The sequence below is a fragment of the Stenotrophomonas sp. 2694 genome (assembly GCF_040548715.1).
GTDB classification, from domain to species: domain Bacteria; phylum Pseudomonadota; class Gammaproteobacteria; order Xanthomonadales; family Xanthomonadaceae; genus Stenotrophomonas; species Stenotrophomonas indicatrix.
On sequence record NZ_JBEPSG010000002.1, the window covers coordinates 446,690 to 470,962 of the forward strand.

The 24,273-nt window shown below is 66.9% G+C and carries 20 protein-coding genes; 7 read left to right on the forward strand and 13 right to left on the reverse strand.

The window, feature by feature from the left end; translation table 11 throughout:
- Positions 1–154: 154 nt before the first annotated feature.
- Entirely contained in the window at positions 155–721 is a 567-nt protein-coding gene (locus ABIA73_RS04750) for an N-acetylmuramoyl-L-alanine amidase (protein WP_354275489.1), read from the reverse strand.
- A 72-nt stretch (positions 722–793) separates the two neighbouring features.
- Between ABIA73_RS04750 and ABIA73_RS04755 the strand changes: the two genes are divergently transcribed.
- On the forward strand, positions 794–1,321 hold the full coding sequence (locus ABIA73_RS04755) for an alpha/beta hydrolase (protein ID WP_025875362.1): 528 nt from the start codon (positions 794–796) through the stop codon (positions 1,319–1,321).
- A 144-nt stretch (positions 1,322–1,465) separates the two neighbouring features.
- On the forward strand, positions 1,466–3,604 hold the full coding sequence (gene rlmKL, locus ABIA73_RS04760; RefSeq protein ID WP_354275490.1) for a bifunctional 23S rRNA (guanine(2069)-N(7))-methyltransferase RlmK/23S rRNA (guanine(2445)-N(2))-methyltransferase RlmL: 2,139 nt from the start codon (positions 1,466–1,468) through the stop codon (positions 3,602–3,604).
- Between the two features lie 121 nt (positions 3,605–3,725).
- Here the strand turns inward: rlmKL and ABIA73_RS04765 are convergent, their stop codons facing one another.
- The 7 genes from ABIA73_RS04765 to aptA form a co-directional block, all read right to left on the reverse strand.
- Positions 3,726–4,055: a DUF3325 domain-containing protein gene (locus ABIA73_RS04765; protein WP_032975662.1), complete on the reverse strand. Its 330-nt coding sequence runs from the start codon at positions 4,053–4,055 to the stop codon at positions 3,726–3,728.
- Positions 4,052–5,680: a PepSY-associated TM helix domain-containing protein gene (locus tag ABIA73_RS04770; RefSeq protein WP_354275491.1), complete on the reverse strand. Its 1,629-nt coding sequence runs from the start codon at positions 5,678–5,680 to the stop codon at positions 4,052–4,054. The genes ABIA73_RS04765 and ABIA73_RS04770 overlap by 4 nt, the downstream gene beginning before the upstream one ends.
- Positions 5,677–5,997 carry a DUF3649 domain-containing protein gene (locus ABIA73_RS04775; protein WP_032975664.1) on the reverse strand — a complete coding sequence of 107 codons (321 nt, stop codon included), beginning with the start codon at positions 5,995–5,997 and terminating at the stop codon, positions 5,677–5,679. Before ABIA73_RS04775 ends, ABIA73_RS04770 begins: the two co-directional genes overlap by 4 nt.
- Positions 5,998–6,105: 108 nt before the next feature.
- Positions 6,106–8,331, reverse strand: coding sequence for a TonB-dependent siderophore receptor (locus ABIA73_RS04780; protein ID WP_099842209.1), 2,226 nt, complete (start codon positions 8,329–8,331; stop codon positions 6,106–6,108).
- Between the two features lie 487 nt (positions 8,332–8,818).
- Positions 8,819–10,105 (reverse strand): DUF445 domain-containing protein, encoded by a 1,287-nt coding sequence (locus ABIA73_RS04785; RefSeq protein ID WP_354275492.1) that lies wholly within the window; start codon positions 10,103–10,105, stop codon positions 8,819–8,821.
- Between the two features lie 119 nt (positions 10,106–10,224).
- The gene (locus ABIA73_RS04790; protein ID WP_025875352.1) at positions 10,225–11,109 is read right to left on the reverse strand and encodes a ParB N-terminal domain-containing protein; all 885 of its coding nucleotides are present in this window, start codon (positions 11,107–11,109) and stop codon (positions 10,225–10,227) included.
- A 63-nt stretch (positions 11,110–11,172) separates the two neighbouring features.
- Positions 11,173–12,525: an omega-aminotransferase AptA gene (gene aptA, locus ABIA73_RS04795; RefSeq protein WP_080149312.1), complete on the reverse strand. Its 1,353-nt coding sequence runs from the start codon at positions 12,523–12,525 to the stop codon at positions 11,173–11,175.
- Positions 12,526–12,727: 202 nt separating this feature from the next.
- Here aptA and ABIA73_RS04800 point away from each other — a divergent pair, with 202 nt between their 5' ends.
- The gene (locus tag ABIA73_RS04800; RefSeq protein WP_354275493.1) at positions 12,728–14,224 is read left to right on the forward strand and encodes an aldehyde dehydrogenase; all 1,497 of its coding nucleotides are present in this window, start codon (positions 12,728–12,730) and stop codon (positions 14,222–14,224) included.
- A 6-nt stretch (positions 14,225–14,230) separates the two neighbouring features.
- Here ABIA73_RS04800 and ABIA73_RS04805 read toward each other — a convergent pair whose 3' ends face one another.
- Positions 14,231–14,884 (reverse strand): hypothetical protein, encoded by a 654-nt coding sequence (locus ABIA73_RS04805; RefSeq protein WP_244439050.1) that lies wholly within the window; start codon positions 14,882–14,884, stop codon positions 14,231–14,233.
- Between the two features lie 147 nt (positions 14,885–15,031).
- On the opposite strand from ABIA73_RS04805, the gene ABIA73_RS04810 reads away from it, so the two are divergent.
- Complete coding sequence (locus ABIA73_RS04810; RefSeq protein ID WP_354275494.1) at positions 15,032–16,312, forward strand: MFS transporter; 1,281 nt, start codon at positions 15,032–15,034, stop codon at positions 16,310–16,312.
- On the opposite strand, the gene ABIA73_RS04815 is transcribed toward ABIA73_RS04810, so the two are convergent.
- Both ABIA73_RS04815 and ABIA73_RS04820 read right to left on the reverse strand, forming a co-directional pair.
- Positions 16,313–16,774: a bacteriohemerythrin gene (locus tag ABIA73_RS04815; RefSeq protein ID WP_025875341.1), complete on the reverse strand. Its 462-nt coding sequence runs from the start codon at positions 16,772–16,774 to the stop codon at positions 16,313–16,315.
- Positions 16,775–16,859: 85 nt separating this feature from the next.
- Positions 16,860–18,203: a diguanylate cyclase gene (locus ABIA73_RS04820; RefSeq protein WP_059063890.1), complete on the reverse strand. Its 1,344-nt coding sequence runs from the start codon at positions 18,201–18,203 to the stop codon at positions 16,860–16,862.
- Between the two features lie 162 nt (positions 18,204–18,365).
- On the opposite strand from ABIA73_RS04820, the gene ABIA73_RS04825 reads away from it, so the two are divergent.
- On the forward strand, positions 18,366–18,791 hold the full coding sequence (locus ABIA73_RS04825) for a hypothetical protein (protein ID WP_229655672.1): 426 nt from the start codon (positions 18,366–18,368) through the stop codon (positions 18,789–18,791).
- 82 nt (positions 18,792–18,873) lie between these two features.
- Here the strand turns inward: ABIA73_RS04825 and ABIA73_RS04830 are convergent, their stop codons facing one another.
- Both ABIA73_RS04830 and ABIA73_RS04835 read right to left on the reverse strand, forming a co-directional pair.
- Positions 18,874–20,484, reverse strand: coding sequence for an MASE1 domain-containing protein (locus ABIA73_RS04830; protein ID WP_229655673.1), 1,611 nt, complete (start codon positions 20,482–20,484; stop codon positions 18,874–18,876).
- Positions 20,485–20,681: 197 nt separating this feature from the next.
- A complete protein-coding gene (locus ABIA73_RS04835; RefSeq protein WP_502960543.1) occupies positions 20,682–21,959 on the reverse strand; it encodes an NAD(P)/FAD-dependent oxidoreductase in 1,278 nt (425 codons plus the stop codon).
- 161 nt (positions 21,960–22,120) lie between these two features.
- On the opposite strand from ABIA73_RS04835, the gene ABIA73_RS04840 reads away from it, so the two are divergent.
- Positions 22,121–22,882 carry a gamma-glutamyl-gamma-aminobutyrate hydrolase family protein gene (locus ABIA73_RS04840; protein WP_080149307.1) on the forward strand — a complete coding sequence of 254 codons (762 nt, stop codon included), beginning with the start codon at positions 22,121–22,123 and terminating at the stop codon, positions 22,880–22,882.
- A complete protein-coding gene (locus ABIA73_RS04845; RefSeq protein WP_025875326.1) occupies positions 22,879–24,273 on the forward strand; it encodes a glutamine synthetase family protein in 1,395 nt (464 codons plus the stop codon). The genes ABIA73_RS04840 and ABIA73_RS04845 overlap by 4 nt, the downstream gene beginning before the upstream one ends.

Consider the following 24,273-nt stretch of genomic DNA (forward strand, 5'->3'; position numbering starts at 1 on the left):
TTTGTCGTTCATCCACGCATGGCGTGGGTCTACGTGTCGACCAAGGTCGACACCTACCAACAGCCGCGGGACCCACCCCGCCATCCCACGGACACCCAGCGTTTGCTGTTGCTTCGGCTGTTGCCTCTGCGGGTGCAGGGCGCAGCCCTGCCCATCATCCCAACCCCTGCAACGGCACCTTCGCCAGCACCCGCGCCCACGGGAACAACGGGCCCGGATCACGCTTGCGCGCCACGGTCACCGCCGGGTCATCACTGGCCGGCACCTGCTCCAGGTCCAACTGGTCATGTCCGGCAATCCGCCGCAGCGACGGGTAACGAGCCACCAGTGCCTGCAGCAACCGTTCCAGCGCCAGCAGCTGCGCTTCGGTGTACGGCTCGTCCATCGCCTGGTGGCGGCTGTCGAGCCAGTTCGGGTAGCGCCCCGAATTGACCAGTTCGATGCCCACGGTATTGGCATTCATGCCGCGCACGTGGTGGGCGATGCGCTCCGGCGCCACGTACTGCACCACGCTGCCGTCGCGGTCGACGTAGAAATGCCCGCTGTTGCCTGCGCCGCTGTCGTACAGCACGCGCTCGCCGTACTCCCGGGCGGTCGCCAGGTCGGGCAGTTCGGTGCAGTGGATCACCACCATCGCCAGGCTGGATGGATCGCGCAGTGGCAGGCGGTCGTGGTAGGGCAACGGCTGCAGCTGCAGGCCGGGCAGGAGCGGTTTGGGCATGCGGCGATGCTAGCATTGCCGGATGAAACTGCCTTCCCTTCTGCTGTCGATCCGCTCCGTGGGAGCGCACGCATGAGCCGCGGTCACTGCATCCTGTCCCACGGCTTCGAGAGCGGCCCGGAGGCGACCAAGGTCACCGCGCTGGCCGAAGTCGCCGAGCGACTGGGCTGGACCCATGAGCGCCCCGATTACACCGACCTGGACGCGATGAGCCAGGTCAGCCGCGTTGGCGATGTGCGCACCCGCCTGCAACGCCTGATCGAGCGCACGGCCGCTGCCGCTGCGCAGGGGCCGGTGGTGCTGGCCGGCTCCAGCCTGGGCGCCTACATCTCTGCCATCGCCTCGCTGCAGGTGCCGGTGGCCGGCCTGTTCCTGATGGTGCCGCCCACCACCATGGGCCCGATGCCGGCGCTGGATGCCGCGCCGGTGCCGACCACGGTGGTGCAGGCCTGGCATGACGAGGTGGTGCCGGCCGCCGGAGTCATCGCCTGGGCGCAGGCGCGCTCGGCGCAGCTGCTGCTGGTGGACGATGGCCATCGCCTGGAGCACCACGTGGAAGCCTCTGCGCAGGCCTTCGAGCGCCTGCTGCGGCAGCTGTGAAGCCCGGGCGCACGGCGCGCCCGCCCGCATTGACTACAATGGCAGCCCCGCCGCCCCCGGCGCGGGCCTGCCGGCCGTGTCCACGGCCCTCCCTTCCGAATGGCCCGGCCCCCTGCCGTGCCTGACCACCTGCGAACCGATCCCGTGAAATTTTTTGTCTCCTGCGCCAAGGGCCTGGAATACCTGCTTGCCGATGAGCTGTCGGCCCTGGGCCTGGAAAAGGCCACCGCCACCATCGCCGGCGTCAACGCCGATGGCGAACTGGAGCAGGCGCTGCGGATCGTGATGTGGTCGCGGCTGGCCAGCCGCGTGCTGTGGCCGATCGACGAATTCGAATGCCCGGACGAGCAGGCGCTGTACGACGGCGTGCGTGCGCTGCCGTGGCACGAACACATCAAGCCGGAGATGACCCTGGCGGTGGACGCGCATGTGTCCGGCGACAAGATCACCCATGCCCGTTTCGCCGCGCAGCGGATCAAGGACGCCATCGTCGACCGCATGCGTGACGAAGGCCTGGAGCGCCCTTCGGTCAACACCGACCTGCCGGACGTGCGCGTCAACCTGTCGCTGCGCAAGGGCCGCGCCTCGCTGTCGATCGACCTCGGCGGCGGCCCGCTGCATCGCCGCGGCTGGCGCGGTGCGGCGCATGACGCGCCGTTGAAGGAAAACCTGGCTGCCGCGCTGCTGATGCGCGCGCAGTGGCCGCGCCTGCACGCTGCCGGTGGCGGCCTGCTGGACCCGATGTGCGGCAGCGGCACCCTGCTGATCGAAGGCGCGCTGATGGCGGCCGATGTCGCCCCCGGCCTGATGCGCCATGGCAGCCTGCCGCCGAGCCGCTGGCTGGGCTTCGACAAGGCTGCCTGGAAAACCATCCAGAGCGAAGCGCGTGATCGCGAAGCGGCCGGCCTTGCCGCGCTGAAGCCGGTCATCCACGGCAGCGACATCGACCCGGTGGCGATCCAGGCCGCGCGCGAGAACGCCGAAGTTGCCGGCGTCGCCCATGCCATCCGCTTCACCCGCGCCGATGTGGCTGACCTGCCCACCCCGGAGCAGGAGATCGGCGCGGTGGTCTGCAACCCGCCGTATGACGAGCGCCTGGCCGCCGATCCGGCGCTGTACCGCAAGCTGGGCAATGCCCTGCAGAAGGCCGTGCCGCAGTGGCGCGCCAGCCTGCTGTGCGGCAATGACGAACTGGCCTTCGCCACCGGCCTGCGTGCGGGCAAGAAGTACCAGATGTTCAATGGTGCGCTGGAATGCGCACTGATCGTCTGCGATCCGATCGCGGTGCCGGGCCGCGACCCGGCACAGGTGCGCGAGCTGAGCGAAGGCGCGCAGATGGTGGCCAACCGCCTGCGCAAGAATCTGAAGAAGTTCAAGAGCTGGCGCGCGCGCGAAGGCATCACCTGTTTCCGTGCCTACGATGCCGATCTGCCGGAATACGCAGCGGCCATCGACGTGTACGAGGAAGATGGCGGCCAGCGCCGCACGTTCCTGCATGTGCAGGAATACGCTGCACCGGCCGCGATTCCCGAGAACGACGTGCGCCGCCGCCGCAATGAACTGCTGGCCGCTGCGCGCGAGGTGTTCAGCGTGCCGCCGGAACAGGTATCGATGAAATCGCGTGAACGTGGCAAGGGCGGCAGCAAGTACGGCCGTTTCGAGCAGCGCGATGAGTTCCTCGTGGTACGCGAGAACAACGCGCTGCTGCAGGTGAACCTGTTCGACTATCTCGATACCGGTCTGTTCCTCGACCATCGCCCGCTGCGCCGGCTGATGGCCGAGCAGGCGCGCGGCAAGCGCTTCCTCAACCTGTTCTGCTACACCGGCGTGGCCAGCGTGCAGGCGGCGGTGGCCGGTGCGGCCAGCACCACCAGCGTCGACCTGTCGGCCACCTACCTGCAGTGGTGCTACGACAACCTGGCCCTGAACGGGCAGGGCGGCAATCAGCACCTGCTGGTGCAGGCCGATGCGATGGCCTGGTTGGAAGGCGATCGCGGCCAGTACGACGTGATCTTCTGCGACCCGCCGACGTTCTCCAACTCGGCCCGCGCCGAGGACTTCGACGTACAGCGCGAGCAGGTGAAGATGCTGCGTGCGGCCGTCGCGCGACTGGCGCCGGGTGGCGTGCTGTACTTCTCCAACAACTTCCGCCGCTTCAAGCTGGAAGAGAACGCCATCGCCGAATTCGCCCAGTGCCGCGAGATCAGCGCCAGCACCATCGGCCCGGATTTCGAGCGCAACGCGCGCATCCATCGTGCGTGGGAGCTGAAGCGCCTGGCGTGACGCGTCGCCGGGCATGGCCCGGCGCTACCCACGTGCGCGCAGAACGGTAGCGCCGGGCCATGCCCGGCGAGCATGGGTCCGGTAGATCCACGCCATGCGTGGATGCGGTCCACCGCACGGGTTACAACAGCGCCACCACCAGCCCGATCACCGGCAACGCGATCGCCAGCGGCGCGATCCATTTCGGCCGGTACGGGTACAGCGCGAACGCCAGCACGATTCCACCCAGGGTGAGCGCGCCTAGCCACAGCACCGGGCCCATCGCCCAGCCGTGGTCGACCACGCACAGTGCGAAAGCCACCGTCAGCAGTACCCAGCCCAGCACCCGCCATTGCGTGCGCCGTGCCGGTGATGCCGCGGATTTGCCGTGCAGTTCCTGCTGGTGCTTTTCCATCGCCAGCGACAGCGCGGTGAACGCCGTGAACGACAACCCCAGTACCAGCAGCATCATGCGCTGGCCTCCGCTTCCACTGCATCGGCCGGTGCCCTCGTCGCTGCAGCGGCCGCCGCGCGCTTCTTCTTCTCGGCGGCAGTCAGCGGCGGCGTCCAGCGTTGCATGCGCCAGCCGCACAGGGCCAGCATGACGCCGAAGGCGACCATCGACAGGTCGAAACCGGCCAATGCCCAGTCACCGTTGAACAGCGTCACGCCCAGGTGCGCGTGGGTGGTCAGCGCGTTCACTACCGGAATCAGCGCGAACGCGGCCGCGCCGATGTACAGCTGCCAGGCCCACATCATCCGCTTGGGCCAGATGAAGGCTGCCAGCAGCGAGGCGCCCCACGCGTAGAAGAACACGTTCGCTTCGGCGTTGGAGCGCTCGGCCAGGCCCAGCGGCAGCAGCCGGTTGCCCCAGAAATAGGCGGCAAAGGCGATCGGCAGACCGGCCACGGCGCCGATGTTCAGTGCATCGACCAGGCGCAGGCCGAAGCCGGTGCGACCGCTCTTGGCATGCTTCGGCCGCTCCTTCACCGCCCACAGCACCACGCCGCTGGCCACCATCAGGCAGCCGGTCAGGCCGGACAGGAAGAACAACGCGCGCAGGCCCCAATCGGCAAAGCGGGCCAGGTGCAGGCCATACAGCACGCCACGGGTGGCGGTGGCGCCACCGGAGGGCGGCGTTTCCTGCAGCAGCGCGCCAGTGACCATGTCATAGCGCAGCGCCGGGGTATCGATGGACAGGCGTTTGCCATCGCGCTGGCGGATGTCGATCACTGCATTGGCGGCACCGGGATTGGCAACGCTGAAACCGGCGACCTCGGTGCCGTGCCAATGCGTGCGGGCACTGTCCAGCAGCTGCCGCAGCGGCAGGGGGGCAGCCTTGCCTTCGGCGGGCGCGGTGACCTCGGGCAGGCCACCAAAGGCCTCCGCATAGAACGCATCCTGGTCGGTGCCGTAGGCCACGTTCACTCCCCACGGCAGGTACATGATCATCAACGTGACGATGCCGGTGTAGGTGATCATCGCGTGGTAAGGCAGGGCCATCACCGCGCTGACGTTGTGGAAGTCCAGCCAGGAACGCAGGCCCTTGTCCTTCCGGAAAGTGAAGAAGTCCTTGAAGATCTTCTTGTGGGTGATCACGCCGGTGATGATGGCCACCAGCATGAACATCGCGCAGAAGCCCACCAGGTAGCGCGCCCACAGCACGGGAATGTAGTGCAGGTCGAAATGCAGGCGGTAGAAGAAGTCGCCGCCACGGGTCTCGCGGGCCTTCAGCTCGGTGCCGGTGTTCGGGTCCAGGGTGGCATCACCGAAGGCGCCGCGTCGGCCCTTGCTGGGGTCGGCCAGCTCGGCCGGCAACCGCCAGAACATCTGCATGGCCGGATTGCGTGGCTGCGGCAGGGTGACGAACCAGCTCTGGGCCTGTGGTGCGTTGGCCAGCAGGTAGTCGGCCGCGCGCTGCGCCGCTTCGTCGGTGCTTACCGTGCTGCGCGGCAGCTCCGGGCGCATCCAGCGGCTGATTTCCTCGCGGTAGTAGCTGGCGGTGCCGGCCATGAAGATCAGCAGCAGCAGCCAGCCGACCAGCAGGCCGGTCCAGGTATGCAGCCAGGCCATGGATTGGCGGAATCCATTCTTCATGCCCACGCTCCCAGCAGGCGCGAAATGCCGGCCAACAGCAGGGTGGGGGCGAGAATGCCGACCCAGGCACGCAGCGCACTGCGCGTGGCGAACGCCCACAGCGCGGCGCAGGCGGCGACCAGGATCGCCAGCAGCATGCCGGTCAGCACGGCCTGGCCGCGCGCGCCCGGCAGCGCCAGCGCACAGAACACCGTGGTCATCGAGGCAAGCGCGTAGCCGCCGAAGATGGCGGCAAGGGATCGGGACAGCACGCCCCATCGCGGGTTGGCGAAGAAGGTGCTGAGGCGGGGGCTGGCGGTTGCGGGCGAGCGGTCCACGGCGGTCCTGCAGGTTGAATGAAGAGAAGGCTGGCGCACCGAAGCGCGCCGGGGTTGGCCATCCGTGGCCGGATGCCGGTCGCAGAACCGGCACCATCCATCAGGTCATCAGAGTTTCCAGCGCAGCGTCACGCTGACGTTGCGGGGTTCGCCCCAGTACACGCCCTGGTAGAAGCCGACGTTGTTGTAGTACTTCTTGTCCAGCAGGTTGCTGATGTTGAGCTGGGCGCTGAAGTTCTCGTTGAAACGGTAGCCACCGGCCAGGTTCAGCAGGTAGAACGCGTCCTGGGTGATGCGCGCACTTTCGGTGCGGCCGGTGGTCAGGTAGTCGGCCGTCGGCTTGGTGCTGTTGTTCCAGATGCGGCTCTGCCAGGTCACGCCACCGCCCAGCCAGAAGCGGCCTTCGATGCCGCCCGGCCGCCAGCTGGTGTTGAGGCGGAAGGTTTCCTGCGGGGTGGTGGTCCGTTGCAGCACACCCGCGGCGTTGCGGATCCGGGTACGGGCGAAACCGGCCGAGATGTTCCACTGCTCGCCGATGCTGCCCTGGGTTTCCAGTTCCCAACCCTTCACCTTGTTGCCCTTGCCGGTCGAGCGATAGGCCTGGCCGCCATCGGGCAGCGAGTTCAGCGGCACCGAATCATCGATCTCGGCCACGTTGTCCTGCTTGCCTTCAAACACGGCGGCCGAGGCGTTCAGCAGGCCACCGAAGAATTCAGCCTTGACGCCAGCCTCGTACATGTCGCCGACCACCGGCTCAAGGTAGTTGCCGTTGCGGTCGCGGTAGTTCTGCGGCTTGAAGATGTCGGTGTAGCTGACATAACCGCTGAACATCGAATTGAAGTCGTAGACCAGGCCGGCATACGGGGTCAGCGTGTCGTCGGGCTTGTAGCCGGTGCGGGTGGTGCGGTTGCGGTTGCCGTTGGTGTCGTAGCCGTAGCCCCACTGGCGGGTTTCCCAGCTGCCATAGCGGGCGCCGACCACGGCCAGCAGCGGGTCGGCCAGACGCAGGCGCGCGGCGATGTAGGCGGCGCGCTGGCGCAGCTCGTTTTCCGAGGAAAGACGGCCGTAGCGTGTCACCGGCAGGACCGGCACCTTGCCGGTCCAGTTGCGCCAGTCGGGAACCTGCATGTAGCCCGGTGCGCTGGTGTCGAAGCTGGTCGCTTCGGATTCGCCCTTGCGCACGGACTGGCCCAGCCCGAACACCAGTTCATGCTCGCGGCCGAACAGCTGGAACGGGCCGCCGACGTTGACGTCGAACACGTCCATCGTGCTGTGTTCGTTGAAGTGCGAGACGTAGGCGGTGACGCCGGTGCCGTCCGCGCGCGGGTAGCCGGCTGCGCCGTACCAGACGCTGCCATCGGTATCACGCACGGCATGGCTGACGTTGCCCTTCAGCGACCAGCCGCTGCCCAGCTGCTGTTCGAGGCGGGCGAAGGTGGTCTTTTCAATGATCGGCCATTCGCTCCACGACGCCGACAGATTGGTCGAGCGCGGCAGGTTGGCCGGGTTGCCGTCAGCACCCCAGTAAGGCACCACGCCCCAGGTCACGCCCGTGGTGTGCGGAGACTGGTATTCGTAGCCCAGTTCGAACAGGGTGCTGTCGGTCAGGTCGGCCTGGACGATACCGTAGAACACGTCCTTGTCGAGTTTGTAGACATCGCGGAACGAATCGCTCTGCTGCTTGGCCGCGACCACGCGTGCGCGGATGCGCCCGTCCCACGCCACGGGACCGCCCAGGTCGGCTTCCAGGCGCTGGTTGCCCCAGCGCCCCACGGTCAGGTTGCTGCTCATCTGGAAGGTGTCGGTGGGGCGCTTGCGCACCATGCTGATGGTGCCGGACGGATCACCGGCACCCGTGGTCAGGCCGGTGGCGCCGCGGATCACTTCGATGCGTTCGTAGATGACGTTGTCGGTGTTGGTCTTGATCGACCCACCGAAGGTGTTGAGCATCCCGTCGATCTGGAAGTTCTCGATCGTGTAGCCACGCGAAACATAGCTGATGCGCTCGCTGTCGGTGACCGACACGCTGACGCCGGTGACCTGGCCCATCACGTCGGACAACGAGAACAGCCCCATGTCATCCAGCCGTTGCCGGGTGATGACGGTGACCGACTGCGGCGTCTCGCGCAGCGACAGATCCAGCTTGGTCGCGCTGCGGGTGTTCTTCACCGTGTAGCCGTTTGCGATCTCGCCGTCAGCGGTCACCTTCACCGTGTCCAGCGTGCGCGCATCGGCAGCGAGCGGTGCATCGGCGTGGGCCAGCGGAGCGATCATCACAGCGGTCAGGGCCAGGGCCAGCAGGGTTGGGCGGGGAGTAATCAGGGGAGAAGCCATCGGTGCGATTCCATGCAGGACAAAAAACAGGCGATGGCAAACGCACCCATGGCGGCCATGCGCTCCGCGCACGTCACCCAGCGTGATTCCCATCGACGGCGCGCCACCTGCGGCAGGCAGGCGACCCAGTGGTCGGGGGATGTACACGGGCGAAGGGGCGGGTGGGCGCGTGCTTCCGTGCCCCGCTTGGCTAAGCGTACAACCGATCAGTAAATGATAGGCATTCGCATTTCGTTAAGCAAGTGTGACGGCCCCATTCGTCCCCGAACATGTGGATCCAGGCAGATCGAGGGGAAACGGTCGAAGGCGGGGCGCTGTGGGTTTGCGGGGTGTGAGCCGCATGGATGCGGCGACCAAGCCCCAAGGATGGGTTCACGGCGGCCCCGCAAACCCACAGCGCCCTGCCATCCCGCAGGAAACCAGCTGTGGCTGTTGCTCTGGCTCCGGCCTCTGCGGGTGCCGGGCGCAGCCCGGCCGGGAACCCCCCTCAGAACCGGAACAGCACCGTAGCCGCATGCAGCAGCAGCCCGATCAGCCCACCCACCAGGGTGCCGTTGAAGCGGATGAACTGCAGGTCGCGGCCCACGCTCAGTTCCAGCTGCTCGACCAGATGACGCTCGTCCCAGCTCTTCACCGTCTGCGCGATATGGGTGGTGACGCCCTCGCGCAGGCGCCCGGTGAGCCGCTGCGCGCCTTCCAGCAGGTGCTGGTTCAATGCCTCGCGCAACGCCGGGTCCGATTGCAGGCTGTCACCCAGCGAGGCCAGGCTGCGCTGCAGATGGCCGACCAGTGCCGAATCCTCGCGCTGCAGATCGCCGCGCAGGCTGGCATGGATGCGCGACCACAGGCCCTGCACGTAGTCCTGCAGGGCAGGGTGGTCGATCATTTCCTGCTTGAGCTGTTCGATGCGCTCGGCCAGTGCCGGGTCTTCGCGCAGGCGCTGCACGTAGTTGCCCAGCCATTGTTCGTAGTCCTGGCGCAGCGGGTGCTGCGGCTCGGCCAGCACCTGCTGCAGCTCCTCAAGCACCGCGCGCGCCAAGCGTTCGGCAAGGCTGTCGCCGATCTCATCGATCGGCTTGACCCAGTTCACCGTGCTCGACAGCGTCGGCCATTCGCGCTGGATGTAGCGCACGATCAGCTGCGAGGCGCGTTCCTTCACTTCCGGCTGCTCCAGCCAACGCCCCAGCCGTTGCAGGCCTTCGTCCAGCACCCGCTGGTGGCGCCCATCGGCGGTCAGCAGGCCCAGCAGTTCGCCGGCGGTGGCCGCGGCGTTCCACTGCCGCAGCTGCTGCACCACGAAGCTGTGCAGCTGCCGCCGCACCGCCGCTTCATCGAAGAAATCCAGCGCTTGCAATGCCCAGCCACGGGCCATGTCGGCCAGCATCCGTGAACGCGCGGGATCGGCCAGCCAGCTGCCGAGGCGGCTGGCTGGATCGAATACCTGCAGCTTGGCCAGCAGCACCGTCGGTTCCAGGAACTGGTCACGCACGAACAGGGCCAGGCTGTCGCCGATGCGTTCCTTGCTGCGCGGAATGATCGCCGTATGCGGAATCGGCAGGCCCATCGGCCGCCGGAACAGGGCAACCACCGCGAACCAGTCGGCGAGCGCGCCAACCGCGGCGGCCTCGCAGAAGGCCGAGACCCAGGCCCAGATGCCACGCTCGCCCTGCCAGTGGCTGATCGCAAAACCGGCCAGCATCAGCAGCAGCACGCCAAGGGCGAGGGTTTTCAGGCGCCGCAGCTGGGCGCGGCGCGGATCGATGGCAGACGTCATGCCCGAAGTCTACCCGCAGGCCGGTGAGTACCCGGTAGTGCCGGCCGCTGGCCGGCAACCCATGGACGTTGGAAGCACCTTGCAGCTGCCGGCCAGCGGCCGGCACTACCGGGGGATGCTCAGAGCGTTTCCAGCTGCCTGCGCAGATGGGCCAGCTGCGCGCGCAGGGTGTCGTTCTCGCGGGTCAGGGCAACCACGCGGCGGCGCAGCGCCGGGGCATCCTCGCCAAGCTGCTCCAGCGCGGCCAGCACCTCGGCATCGCGGCTGGCGATCTCATCCTCGTTGGCCTCTTCGAAGTCCATTTCCGCCGACTCCGGTTCAGGCTTCGGCGCACGCGGCTTGCGCTTGGACTCACGCACGCGCTTTGCAGCCTGCTTCAGTTCATCCTTGCCACCGGCAGCCGCCGCGCGCTGCTCTTCTTCCGGCAGGTCGGCCACGGCGGCGGCGGCGCTGATCGAGATCATGCCGGCCTTCACCGCTTCCACCACCTCGGCCGCAGCCTGGGCGTGGATGCGCTCGATCATGCCCACCTGGCTGGTGCTCAGCTTGGCTTCGCGGGCCAGTTCGGCGCGGCTGATCTTCGGCGCCGGTTCCCACGGCGGGCTGTCTTCGCCGGCCTCGTCGGCAGGCTCGGCGGTGCCGTCGCTTTCGCGCTGCAGCTGCGCCTGTTCGACCTGCTTGCGCGCGGACAGGATGTCGCGCTTGCGCAGGGCCAGCACGCCGCGCTGGAAATCGGAAACGCTGCGCCGGCCCAGGTGCTGCTCGATCATCCACAGGTGCACGTCTTCCATGCTCTGGAAGCGGGTGTTCTGCACGGTGTTGAACGGCAGTCCATGCTTCTGGCAGATGCCGAAGCGGTTGTGTCCATCCACCAGTACGTCGCCCCACAGTACCAGCGCATCACGGCAGCCTTCGGCGAGGATGCTGCGCTCCAGCGCCTCGTGTTCGTCGGCGGTGAGCGGGTCGATGTAGGCCTTGAGTTCTTCTTTGACGACGATGTTCATGGGCACGGCAACAGGCAGGAGCGGAACCGCCCATTGTACCTGCTCGCCAGCACCGCCCTGGCCTCAGGCGGTGGCCCGGATCATCTCGCCCAGGGTGCCGGTGATCTGGTCGATCTGTGCCTTGTCCACGATCAGCGGCGGTGACAGCGCGATGATGTCGCCGGTGCAGCGCACCAGCAGGCGCCCGTCGTGGAAGCAGCGGCGGAACACCTCGTAGCCACGGCTGCCGGGGGCGTCCTTGCGCGGTGCCAGCTCCACCGCACCGACCAGGCCGAAGTTGCGGATGTCGATCACGTTCGGCAATCCGTGCAGGGCATGCAGGCGCTCCTGCCAGTATTCGCCCAGCTCGATCGCGCGCTCGAACAACCGTTCCTCGGCGTAGATGTCCAGCGTGGCCAACGCCGCCGCGCAGGCCAAGGGGTGGCCCGAATACGTATAGCCATGGAACAGCTCGATGGCCTGTGGCGGACCCTGCATGAAGCTGGCATGCACGCTGTCGCCGACCAGCACGCCTCCCAGCGGCACCGCGCCGTTGCTGGCGCCCTTGGCGAAGGTCAACAGGTCCGGGGTGACCCCGAAACGCTGCGCGGCGAACGCCATGCCAACCCGGCCGAAGCCGGTGATGACCTCATCGAACACCAGCAGAATGCCGTGCTGGTCGCAGATCTCGCGCAGTCGTTGCAGATAGCCCGGCGCCGGCAGGATCACCCCGGCCGAGCCGGCGATGGGTTCAACGAACACCGCGGCAATGGTGGACGGATCGTGCAGGGCGATCAGCCGTTCCAGATCGTCGGCCAGCTCGGCGCCCTGGCGTGGCAGGCCCTTGCTGAACGCATTGCGTGACAGGTCCAGGGTATGCCGCAGGTAGTCCACGCCGCCGAGCTGCAGGCCGAACTGGCGACGGTTGTTGGGCAGCCCGCCCAGTGCCATGCCGCCGAAGCCGACCCCGTGGTAGGCCTTCTCGCGGCTGATGAAGCGCGTGCGCTGTCCTTCGCCGCGCAGGCGGTGGTGGGCCAGCACGATCTTCATCGCCGAATCCACCGCCTCCGAACCCGAGCTGGTGAAGAACACGTGGTTCAACCCGGCCGGGGCCAGTGCCGCCAATCGCTGCGCCAGGGCGAAGGCCGGCGGCGAACCCATCTGGAAGGCCGGTGAGTAATCGAGGGTGGCGGCCTGCTCGGCGATCGCGTTGACGATGCGCCGGCGGGCGTGCCCTGCATTGCAGCACCACAGGCCAGCGGTGCCATCGAGGATGGCGCGCCCATCCACGTCCTCGTAGTGCATGCCCTCGGCACGTACCAGCATGCGCGGCGCGCCCTTGTACTGGCGGTTGGCAGTGAACGGCATCCAGTACGCGTCCAGTGAATCGGGGCGCTGGGTGGCCAGGTCGTGCAGGTCGCTTGCAGGGGTTTTCATGCCGGCTCCGTCGGGTCCGATGGTTGCGACTCTAGCGCAGCCACGTCACGGTTCTGTCGGCAGGCATGGCCCGGCGCTACCGTTCGGGCCTCGACCTTGCGGTAGCGCCGGGCCATGCCCGGCGAGCGCGCAGCGCGGTCGATCACGGTGGGGTCGCGGCCGCGCCGGTATAAACAAGGAACGTTGATTGCTGGAGCGACCCATGGCCGACTTCCCCGACCGCAGCCACTGGCAGGCCCTGCGCAGCCGCGTGGCGATTCCTGCGCAAGCGTTCATCGATGGCCGCTACGTGGATGCCGCCAGCGGCGCGCGCTTTGATTGCATCAGCCCGATCGACGGGCGTGTACTGGGTGCGGTGGCCGACTGTGATGCACAGGACGTCGAGCGTGCGGTGGCCTCGGCGCGCTGCGCGTTCGAGGCAGGCCACTGGTCGCAGGCCAGCCCCGCCCATCGCAAGCGCGTGCTGCTGGCGCTGGCCGCGCTGGTGGAGACGCACGCCGATGAGCTGGCCCTGCTGGAAACGCTGGACATGGGCAAGCCGATCCGCGATGCGCGTCGCATCGATCTTCCCGGCGTGGTGCGCTGCCTGACCTGGACCGCTGAAGCGGTGGACAAGCTGTACGGTGAAATCGCCCCCACCGGTCCGCACGAGCTGGGTCTGGTCACGCGCGAGGCCGCAGGCGTGGTGGCGGCCATCGTGCCGTGGAATTTTCCGCTGCTGATGGCGTGCTGGAAGATCGCGCCGGCATTGGCGATGGGAAATTCAGTAGTGCTGAAACCCTCCGAGCGCTCGCCACTGAGTGCGTTGCGGCTGGCCGCACTGGCGGCCGAAGCGGGATTGCCGGACGGCGTGCTCAACGTGCTGCCCGGTCACGGCTCACGCGTGGGCGAGCCGCTGGCCCTGCACATGGACGTGGACGTGCTGGCCTTCACCGGCTCCACCGCTACCGGCGCCAGGCTGCTGGAGTACGCGGGGCGTTCCAACCTCAAGCGGGTCTGGCTGGAATGTGGTGGCAAGAGCCCGAACGTGGTGTTCGCCGACGCGCCGGACCTGGATGCGGCCGCCAAGGGCGTGGCGCAGGGCATCTTCTTCAACCAGGGCGAAGTCTGCACCGCCGGTTCGCGGTTGCTGGTGCAGCGTTCGATCCGCGATGACTTCGTGCACCAGGTGATCGCCTACGGCCAGCGCATGCAGCCCCGCCATCCGCTGGAGGCCGATGCACCGATGGGCGCGCTGGTCGATGCCGCGCACGTGGACAAGGTACTGGCCGACATCGCCCGGGCCGAAGCCGATGGCGCGCGCCTGCTGCTGGGCGGCCAGAGAGCCGAAGTGGAGGCGGGCGGTTGCTACGTGCAGCCGACGGTGTTCGACCAGGTACGCCCGGAACAGGCATTGGCCCGCGAGGAAGTGTTCGGCCCGGTGCTGGCCGTGCTCGGCTTCGATGACGAAGCCGAGGCCGTGCGCTTGGCCAACGACAGTCGCTATGGACTGGCCGCCGGCCTGTGGACGCGGGATCTTGGACGCGCCCATCGCGTAGCCCGCCAACTGCGCACGGGCAGCGTGTGGGTGAACGGCTGGGACGGCGGTGACATGACGGCACCGTTCGGTGGCTACAAGCAGTCCGGCAACGGCCGCGACAAGTCGCTGCACGCCTTCGACAAGTACAGCGAGATCAAGGCCACCTGGATCCAGCTGTAGACCGCGCTACCGGCAGCTTGCACTGACCTGCAGCACCGCCTCGCGCAGCAACTGCCGGTCCACTTCCTCCACTGCGTTCTGGAAGTAGTGCATGTCCTGCTGGCCCAGCGTGCACGGGTCAACCATGTAGCCCGGTGGCCAGGTGCCGAGCATCTGGGCAACACCCTGCAGGATCTGCTCGGGCGTCATTTGCCGGTGGATCCGGAAAGGTGGGCGACGGGGCGCGAACGCCGCATGCACCTCACGGCGGCCGATCAGCTTTGCGGCCACACCCTCGGCAGTGATGCCATCGCCACCATCGATGCTGCCAGCCGGCAGCCTCAGATTCAGTGGTTGGTTGCGCGCAGCCGCGCTGCGTTGCCGATCGACATGCGCTGAGCGCTGCTCGGCCTGCGCAGTAGGAAGCGCGGGGGCGTGCGGAACCTGGTGCGGCGCAGCCGCCGGCCGTGATGCATCGACAACCAGACGGCTCATCGGCGGCGCTTCCGGCGGCAGCCAACGCAGGCTGATCCGCGAATTGTCGTGTGCGATCAAGGCGATGCGCCCCGCATGCAACAGCCACCACAGCATCAGCAGATGCACCAGCAGCACCGCCAGCCATGCAGCCAGGCGAGGCAGCAGCGGGGAATCGGAGCATGACTGCGGGGCGGCAGAACCCATCGGTGAAGCATCCATGCAGGGACCGGTGGTGCAGCGTAGCGGCCCCCCGGAAAGAATTCGTTGGCGTCGGTGTCGCCTGAAACCATTGCCCCGGCGGGGCGGCCAAGCGTGGCAGAATCGGTCGATCCGCCGTTACCCGCCTTGCCGATGTCGACGATCACCGCTGCCGCGCCACCCGTGAATTCTCCCCGCCGTGTCCTGCTGGCCAGCCTGATCGGCACTACCATCGAGTTCTTCGACTTCTACATCTACGCCACCGCCGCGGTGCTGGTGTTCCCGCACCTGTTCTTCCCGGAAAGCAGCGACCAGGCCGCCTTGCTGCAGTCCCTGGCCACCTTCGCGGTGGCGTTCATCGCACGCCCGGTGGGCTCGGCGGTGTTTGGTCACTTCGGGGACCGTATCGGCCGCAAGGCCACCTTGGTGGCCGCACTGCTGACCATGGGCCTGTCCACGGTCGCCATCGGCCTGCTGCCCACCCATGCGCAGATCGGCCTGTGGGCGCCGGCACTGCTGGCGCTGTGCCGCTTCGGCCAGGGCCTGGGCCTGGGCGGCGAATGGGGTGGGGCGGTGCTGCTGGCCACCGAGAATGCGCCGCCGGGCAAGCGCGCCTGGTACGGCATGTTCCCGCAGCTGGGTGCACCGATCGGCTTCCTGCTGTCAGCCGGCATCTTTCTGCTGCTCGGTCGCTTTCTGGGCCAGGACGATTTCCTGCAATGGGGCTGGCGCATTCCGTTCGTTGCCAGCGCGCTGCTGGTCGGCCTTGGCCTGTGGGTGCGGCTGAACATCCACGAGACACCGGATTTCAAGCGCGCGCTGGAGCGCAAGGCGCCGGTGCGCCTGCCGATGTGGACGGTGCTGCGCGACCATCCGCTGCCGATGCTGCTGGGCACGCTGGGTGCATTCGCCACCTTCGTGCTGTTCTACCTGATGACGGTGTTCAGCCTCGGCCATGGCACCGCCGTGCTCGGCTACAGCCGCGAGCAGTTCCTGCTGACGCAGATGGTGGCGATGCTTTTCTTCGCCGCCGGCATTCCGCTGTCGGCACGCTACGGTGATCGCTGGGGAACGCGCCGCACGATGGCCATCGCCAGCCTGCTGATCATCGGTTTCGGTGTGCTGTTCGCGCCGTTGTTCCAGGCCGGCAGCCCGTGGCTGGTACTGACGTTCCTGTGCCTGGGCCTGTTCCTGATGGGGCTGACCTACGGCCCGTGCGGCACGTTCCTGGCCGAAATCTATCCGGTGGAAGTGCGCTACACCGGTGCCTCGCTGTCGTTCAACCTGGCCGGCATTCTGGGCGCAGCCCCGGCGCCGTACCTGGCGACCTGGCTGGCCGAGCGTTATGGGCTGGTCGCGGTCGGCTACTACCTGTGCCTGACCGCAGTGATCACCCTGTGCGCGCTGCTCGCCCTGCAACGCCGCCATCGCTGATCAGCCGAAGAAGCGCTTGAGCGTGCGGCCCAGCCAGCCGCCGCTCTGGTGCTCGCGGGCAAACTGGTTCAGGTGCTGCTTGACCTGTTCGGCATAGGCCTGGTCGTCGCCGCGGATGTGGTTGAACAGCCAGCGCGAGAGCATGGTGCGCAACTCGTCACTGATGTCCTCACCGGCCTGGAAGCGCATGCGGTATTCCGATACCCGCTTGATGAAGACCTCATGCACACGCTTGTGCGCGGCACAGAACGGGTAGCCTGCCTCCTCCATCAGCTCTTCTTCGAATGCGAAGTGCGACATGGTGTAGTCCACCACCTCGTCGATCACTTCGCCCACCGCTGCCCGCTGCAGGCTGGTCTGCGCCACGTGCAGGTGGTTGAGCATTTCGATGATGCGGCGGTGTTGCTGATCGATCACATCGATGCCGATGTTCAGATCGTCCTGCCAGACCAGTAGTGCCATCCCCGGCTCCCCTTCATGCTGATGTCGGGGCCGACTGTAGAGGCGCCGCCCATGGGCGGCGTTGATCTGGATCAAGGCATGCCAGTCAGGACAGCGCAGCCTCGCGCGGGCGCAGCGGGCTGGCCACCGTGGTGCAGCTGACCCGGTTGCGGCCTCCGGCCTTGGCCAGGTACAGCTGGCGATCGGCCTCGGAAATCAGCCGGTGCAGCGCATCACGCTGCGGCCGCAGGCAGCACAGGCCGATGCTGACCGTCATGCGCAGCGTGGCACTGCCGATGTCCACTTCCAGCGCGGCGATGCGCTGGCGCAGCTCCTCGAAATAGAGCAGGGCTTCGTCCTGTTCCATGTCCGGCACCAGCAGGCAGAATTCCTCGCCGCCGAAGCGCGCGATCAGGTCCTGGCTTCGCGCGTGGTCGCCGACAGCACGGGCGACCGCGCGCAGCGCATCGTCACCCGCTTCGTGGCCGTGGGTGTCGTTGATGTGCTTGAAATGGTCGATGTCGATCATCGCCACCGCCACGCACTGGCCATGCAGCTGCAGTTGCGGCAGCTGGCGCTGGCTCTGTTCCAGGAAGCAGCGGCGGTTGGGCAGGCCGGTGAGGAAATCGCGGGTGGCGAGGTCCTGCAGCGTGCCGATCAGTTCCAGCTGGTCCACATTCTGCGAGACACGGCAGAAGAACTCTTCACGCGAGAAGGGTTTGCGCAGGAAGTCATTGGCGCCGTTCTTCAGGAAGCGCGGAATCAGCGACGCATCGGTATTGCCGGAAATGCCGATCACCGCCACCTTGTCGCGCGAGCGCAGGGTACGCAGGCGGCGGGTGAACTCCACGCCCTGCATGCCCGGCATTTCCTGGTCGACCACGGCCAGGCGGATCGCCGGGTGCGCCTCGATCGCTGCCAGGCCTTCGCTGCCATCGGCCGCCTCGTACACCTCATGACCGTACATGCGCAGCAGGGCGGCGGCATAGCCGCGTGCGGACGGCGAGTCGTCCACCACCAGCGCGGCGATGCGCCGGTTGCGTTCCAGGCGCTGCACCAGCCAGACCAGATAGTCGATGCTGCCCGGAGTGTTCTTCAGCACGTAATCGATGATCTGCTGCTGCAGCACGCGCTTGCGCAGGTCCTCGTCGTACACGCCGCTGACCACCACGGTCGGCAGGTTGCGCTTGAGGAAGAACTCGACCACCGCGTCGCGGTCGCCATCGGCCAGCACCAGCCCGGTCAGCACCAGGAACCAGCCGCCTTCTTCACTGAGCAGGCGATCGGCTTCGGCCAGCGAGCTGGCCACCACCACCGGCAGCTCCAGGCGCTGTTCGATGGCTTCGCGCAGCATGCCGGTGAAGGCACGGGAATTTTCCACCAGCAGGATGCGCTGCGGCAGCGGATCGGCCAGGTCGCCATCGACAGCGGCCTGCGGCAGGACGGGCATGATGCGGTGGCTCACGTGGGAGGGCTCGGCACCGATAGCGGCGGTTTCAGGTGCAACTTTAGGACAAAAACGTCCGTACCCGCTGCCTGGCACATTGATTGGAGGGGAAGCGGTTAGTATCTGCTGGAGGTTCCTGACGTTAACTTCGACCTGGAGGTCACTGTGCGATTTTCATGTTTTGGTGCGACCACTGCATTTTTGATTCTCGCCGCTGCCCCGGCATTCGCGGGCGGTCCGTCGGACTTCCATGGAAAACCGTTGGCAACTGCTGGACTGGGTCAGGCAAATCCTGCCGCGATCAATCTCAGTCAAGACCCCAGCTGGCAGCTGTTTGGATTCCAGCGCGATGGGATCACCTATCTACAGGTGAATGACCTGCTCGGAAACGTGCAGTTGATCATCGGCAATGCTGGAGGCACATACTGGGTGCTGCCGGCAGGCAACAACGCGGCCCGGGTTTCGCTGCCCCAGCAGCAGATCCAGATACCGGCAGGTGCCACCCGCTCGCAGATCTACAGCGCCAGTGATTTCTCGCTGGTGCGTTACCGCAGCGGCAGCGACGTTATCTGGTCGGTCGAAACACCGTAAAGACAGTGAGGAGCGCAGCGGCGTCGGGGTCTCCGCGCCGCTGCGATTGCCACGATGGACGCGGCCGAGCAGACCCCGGGCGTCAGGTCTGGGTCTGCGAGTTTCCCTGCCCGAAGGCCGTTACGTGATCCATCGCGTTGAACGATGCCATGCCGAGGGCGGCGGAATCATCCGTTTCCACCATCGCCATCCGTATCCGGTTCCGATGGCACTGCACTGTCCCGCCATACGCAATCGTCCGGCCAGCCAAGCGCTCGACCGTGGCGGTAACGGTGGACGGTGACAGGTTGCGGTATGAATCCAGTAGTGCGACCGTCATCAGGATGCCGCGGCGTCCGCCTGTCTGGCCGCAACGTACGCGGATGCGGATCTGGCCTGATTCACTGTTGATCAACAGCGAAACAGCATCGGTGAGTGCGCGATAGGCGGCTAGCTGCAGGCCGACGCTGAGCTGGCAGGGATCGCCGAGCAGGCGAGGGCGCATCACCCGATGGCTCAGGTCCCAGCTTTCACGTACGCCGCCGGCCTGGAGGGCGACATAGAGCCCGAGATGTTCCAACGCGGCCGGATAGACCATGCTGGTCTGTTCCCTGAACTGTCGCGAATGGACCGAAGCCATGTGCAGAAGGCTGTTCGCTATAGTGGGATGGCCCTGAGCATTGAGCCAGTTCACCACCTCGCTGAGCGAGGTGTCGATACCGTCCCCCAGTTTCCTCAGGTGCCGCGCGCGCTCGCGGAGATCTAGCTCGCTTGCCACCAGTGAATTTCGCGCATGCTTGAGCGCATCCCTTTCACCCACTTCGCCCAATCGCGAACGGTGGTAGTAGTGGGTAATGCGCGACCCCAGCACCAACAGTGCAGCGCCGGTGACCGCCATTATCTGCTGGGTCGCGAAGGCGGCTGGATCGAATGCTCCCGTGTAGGGACTGGGCGTGGTGAGGCCGATGATCAGGTTGAGCGAGGGCACTCCGATCGCCGCACCTCGCCAGCCGTACAGGCAGGTAAGCACGACGACCGGCAGCGCCATCAGCAGCTGCATCGACGTCTTGGCATTGACTTCGTCCAAGGGCAGCTGTGCGGCATACAGACCAATCATCGCCATCATCGTCAGGGCGGCGAGTGCAGGCGGGGCAAAGCCTGACGTCCACCGGGCGTTGCTGGTCCGTCGTGTCCACAGCAACGCGAGCGGCGCAAGGGTCAGAATGCCGATGAAGTCGCCAACCACCAAGCGTGCGATGCTGGCAATCACCGGCATCTCGGGTGGTGTCGGCCAGAGAAGGTGTGCCAGCATCAGATTGAGCGCGGTGACCACCAGCGCCGAAGCCGCCGCGACTGAAATCAGCCACGCATTCTTCGTGGTCACCATCATCTTCCGGTGGAGATGCACGATCAGCATCACGGCAGGCATCAGCAGTGCCGAACCAAGTACGATCCAGGCCAGCCCATACTTCTCGATCATTGGCACGCGCATCTGCGCAAAGTAGGCGTATTCGCCCAGCAGCAGGTATGGCCACCAACGCGGGGGGAACAACAGCACTGCAGCGACGCGGACGCCGGCCGGCAGATAGAACTGGTCGAGCGACAACTGGCGCGACGCCCAGCATGCAATGGCGTACAGCAGCGCAAGGACCAGCCCCGCCGGGCGGATACGCAACTTCAGCTGCAGGCCTTCATTCCACCAGTTCAATCGCACTACCCCTTCACAGTACGTTCCCTGTCAGCATCCATTCGCCGCGGGACCCGGTTCTTAGCGACGGTATCGACACGCGTTCGATTATGCAATCGCCTCAGCGCTCGGCCCGCAAGTGAGAAAGTCATCACAGGAATACCGGCGGCGACGAGTTTCACAGTTTTCGGCGGGCGGTAGATTCAGCTCGCTTCCTGATCAGCTCACCACAACGCATCCCGCAGCTTGTACCAGGACATGGCCGCCACCAGCAGCGGCATGCGCAGCAGGCGTCCGCCGGGGAAGGGCGCATGCTGCAGCCGTTTGAACACGTCCAGCCGCTCGCTCTGGCCAACGATGGCTTCGGCGATCACTTCACCGGCCAGCCCGGCCGCTGCCACGCCGTGGCCGGAGAAGCCCTGCGCGAAGTACACATTCCCATCCAGCCGGCCCCAGTGCGGGGCACGGTTGCGGGTGATGTCCACATAACCGCCCCAGACCTGCTGCAGCGGGATGTCGGCCAGTTGCGGGAACACCTCGTGCATGCGCCGCTGCATCACCCGGTGCAGGCCCGGCGGCGGCAGCGCAGAATAGCTGGCGCGGCCACCAAACAGCAGGCGGTGGTCATGGCTGAGCCGGAAATAGTCCAGCGCCCAGGCCGTATCGGAGACCGCCATGTTGTTGCCGATCAGGGCACGGGCGCGCTCGGCCCCCAGCGGTGCGCTGGCGCCGATATACGTACCGACCGGCATGATGCGCCGCTCAAGCTCGGGCACCAGCCCCTGCAGCAGGGCGTTGCCGGCCACCACCAGCTGCGGCGCGCGCACGCTGCCGTGGTCGGTATGCAGCACCGCATGTGCGCCGCGTTGAATGCGCGTCACCGGCGATTGTTCGTGGATGACCACCCCGGCTGCGCGCGCGGCATCGGCCAGCCCGCGGGCGTAGGCCAGCGGATGCAGGTGGGCGCTGAGCGGGTCGAACATCGCCGCGCGGTAGCGCGGACTGTCCAGTTGCCCACGCAGGGTATCGCGCTCCCACCACTGCATCGGGTAATCGTAATGTCGCTGCAGGTGTTCGCAGTTGGCGCGCAGGTCGCGCTCGTGGCGTGCGCGGATGGCAACGCTGGCGTGGCCCTCCACCCAATGGCACTCGATGCCATGCTGGTCGATGCGCGCGCGCATCGCCTGTACCGCCTCGCGCGACCAGTCGAACAGGCGGCGCGCATCCTCGTGGCCGAGCTGGCGTTCCAGCTCGTCCACTTCGCAGCCGTAGCCAACCAGCGCCTGGCCACCATTGCGGCCCGAGGCTCCCCAGCCGATCCGCTGCGCTTCCAGCACCACCACCCGCTGGCCGCGCAGGGCCAGTTCCAGTGCTGCGGTGAGGCCGGTATAGCCGGCGCCCAGTATCGCCACATCGGCATGCAGTTCACCGCGCAACGGCGGCAATGCGGGCGGTTCGGGCAGGCTGCTGGCGTACCAGCTGGGCGGGAAGGCGGCGCTCACCGGCGGCCTCGCAGAAGCGGGAAAGGGCGTCGGAGCGGGGGAGGACGGTCGGGCTTCACGCCGATAGTTTGGCCCAAGCCGGGCGCCCGTGGTGTGAGGGCAGCGGCTTGCCGATGCCGATGCCGGGCGCGTACCTTGATGCCACGCCAAGGAGTTTCCCCATGCGCCGCCTGCCCTGGGTGGGCCTGCCCACCGACAGCACCGTGCTCGGCCATCATCGTTTCGCGGTGGCCGGGGAAAAATATGTGCGTGCGTTGGTTGACGCTGCGCAGGCAACACCGCTGGTGCTGCCGAGTGTGCAGCCGCCGCTGCCGGCGCGCGATTGGCTGCAGGGCCTGGATGGCCTGCTGCTGACCGGCGCGGTCAGCAACATCGAGCCGCAGCATTACGAAGGGGGCCGCACCTGGAACGGCAACCGGCATGACCCGGCGCGCGACGCCACTGCGTTCGCGCTGCTGCGCGAGGCGCTGGCGATGGATCTTCCCGTGCTGGCGATCTGCCGCGGATTCCAGGAGTTGAATGTGGCGCTCGGTGGCACGCTGCATCCGCAGGTACATGCAGTGCCTGGCCTGGCAGACCATCGCGAAGACCCACAGGCGCCGGTGGAGGTGCAGTATGGGCCGGCCCACGCGATCACCCTGGCCGATGGGGGGTGGCTGGCGCAGTGGAGTGCCGCCGATCGGGTGCAGGTCAATTCCGTGCACGGGCAGGGCATCGCACAGGTTGCCGAAGGCCTGCAGATCGAGGCCTGGGCCGATGATGGCCTGGTCGAAGCAGCACGCAGCCCGCGCCATCGATTCGTGCTCGGCGTACAGTGGCACCCGGAGTGGCGTGTCATGCAGACGCCGTTCTATCACGCTATTTTCCGTGCGTTCGGCCAAGCTTGCCGGCAGCACCAACAGAATCGACTGGAATCCCCATGAGTTCCCGAACGCGCCCGCGCAAGACGGCCACGCCCCCGCCCCCGCAGGAAAGCAGCCTGCTGCGCTGGCTGAAGGAGCGGCGCATCACCGAGGTCGAATGCCTGGTTCCGGACATCACCGGCAATGCGCGCGGCAAGATCATCCCGGCCGACAAGTTCTCGCACGATTACGGCACGCGCCTGCCCGAAGGCATCTTCGCGACCACCGTCACCGGCGAATTTCCGGACGATTACTACGACCTGACCTCGCCGTCGGACTCGGACATGATCCTGCGCCCCGACCCGGACACCGTGCGCATGGTGCCGTGGGCGACCGACCCGACCGCGCAGGTCATCCATGACTGCTACACCAAGAACGGCGAGCCGCATGAGCTGGCGCCGCGCAACGTGCTGCGCCGGGTGCTGGATGCGTATACCGAGCTCGGCCTGCGGCCAGTGGTCGCGCCCGAGCTGGAATTCTTCCTGGTGCAGAAGAACACCGATCCGGATTTTCCGCTGCTGCCACCGGCGGGCCGCTCCGGCCGCCCGGAAACGGCAAGGCAGTCGTACTCGATCGACGCGGTCAACGAGTTCGATCCGATCCTCGACCTGATGTACGACTACTGCGACGCGATGAAGCTGGACGTGGATACGCTGATCCACGAATCCGGCGCGGCGCAGCTGGAGGTCAACTTCACCCACGCCAATGCGATGGATCTGGCCGACCAGGTGTTCCTGTTCAAGCGCACCATGCGCGAATCGGCGATGCGCCATGGGGTGTATGCCACCTTCCTGGCCAAGCCGATGGAGAACGAGCCGGGCAGTGCGATGCACATCCACCAGAGCCTGCTGCGCATCAGCGATGGCCAGAACGTGTTCACCGGCGAGCACGGTGGTGAGGACTTCAGTCCGCTGTTCGCCCATTACCTGGCGGGCCTGCAGAAATATGTGCCGATGGCCATGGCGTTCTTCGCGCCGAACGTGAATTCCTACCGGCGCCTGGTGTTCGGTGAGGTCTCGCCGAGCAACGTGCACTGGGGCTTCGACAACCGCACCTGCGGCCTGCGGGTGCCGCTGGATACGCCGGAGAACATGCGGGTGGAAAGCCGCTTTGCCGGCTCCGATGCCAACCCTTACCTGGCGATGGCCGCGACCCTGGCCTGCGGGCTGCTCGGCATCCGTGAGCGCCTGGCGCCGGATGCGCCGGTGACCGGCAGCGCCAAGGAACTGGGCTACGACCTGCCGCGTTCGCTGGGTGAAGCGCTGGACGGGCTGGAGCAGTGCAGCGAGCTGCAGGCCCTGCTCGGCGAGCGCTTCTGCCGCGCCTACACCTCGGTCAAGCGCAAGGAATACGAGACCTTCTTCCGCGTGATCAGTTCGTGGGAACGCGAGTTCCTGCTGCTGAACGTGTGA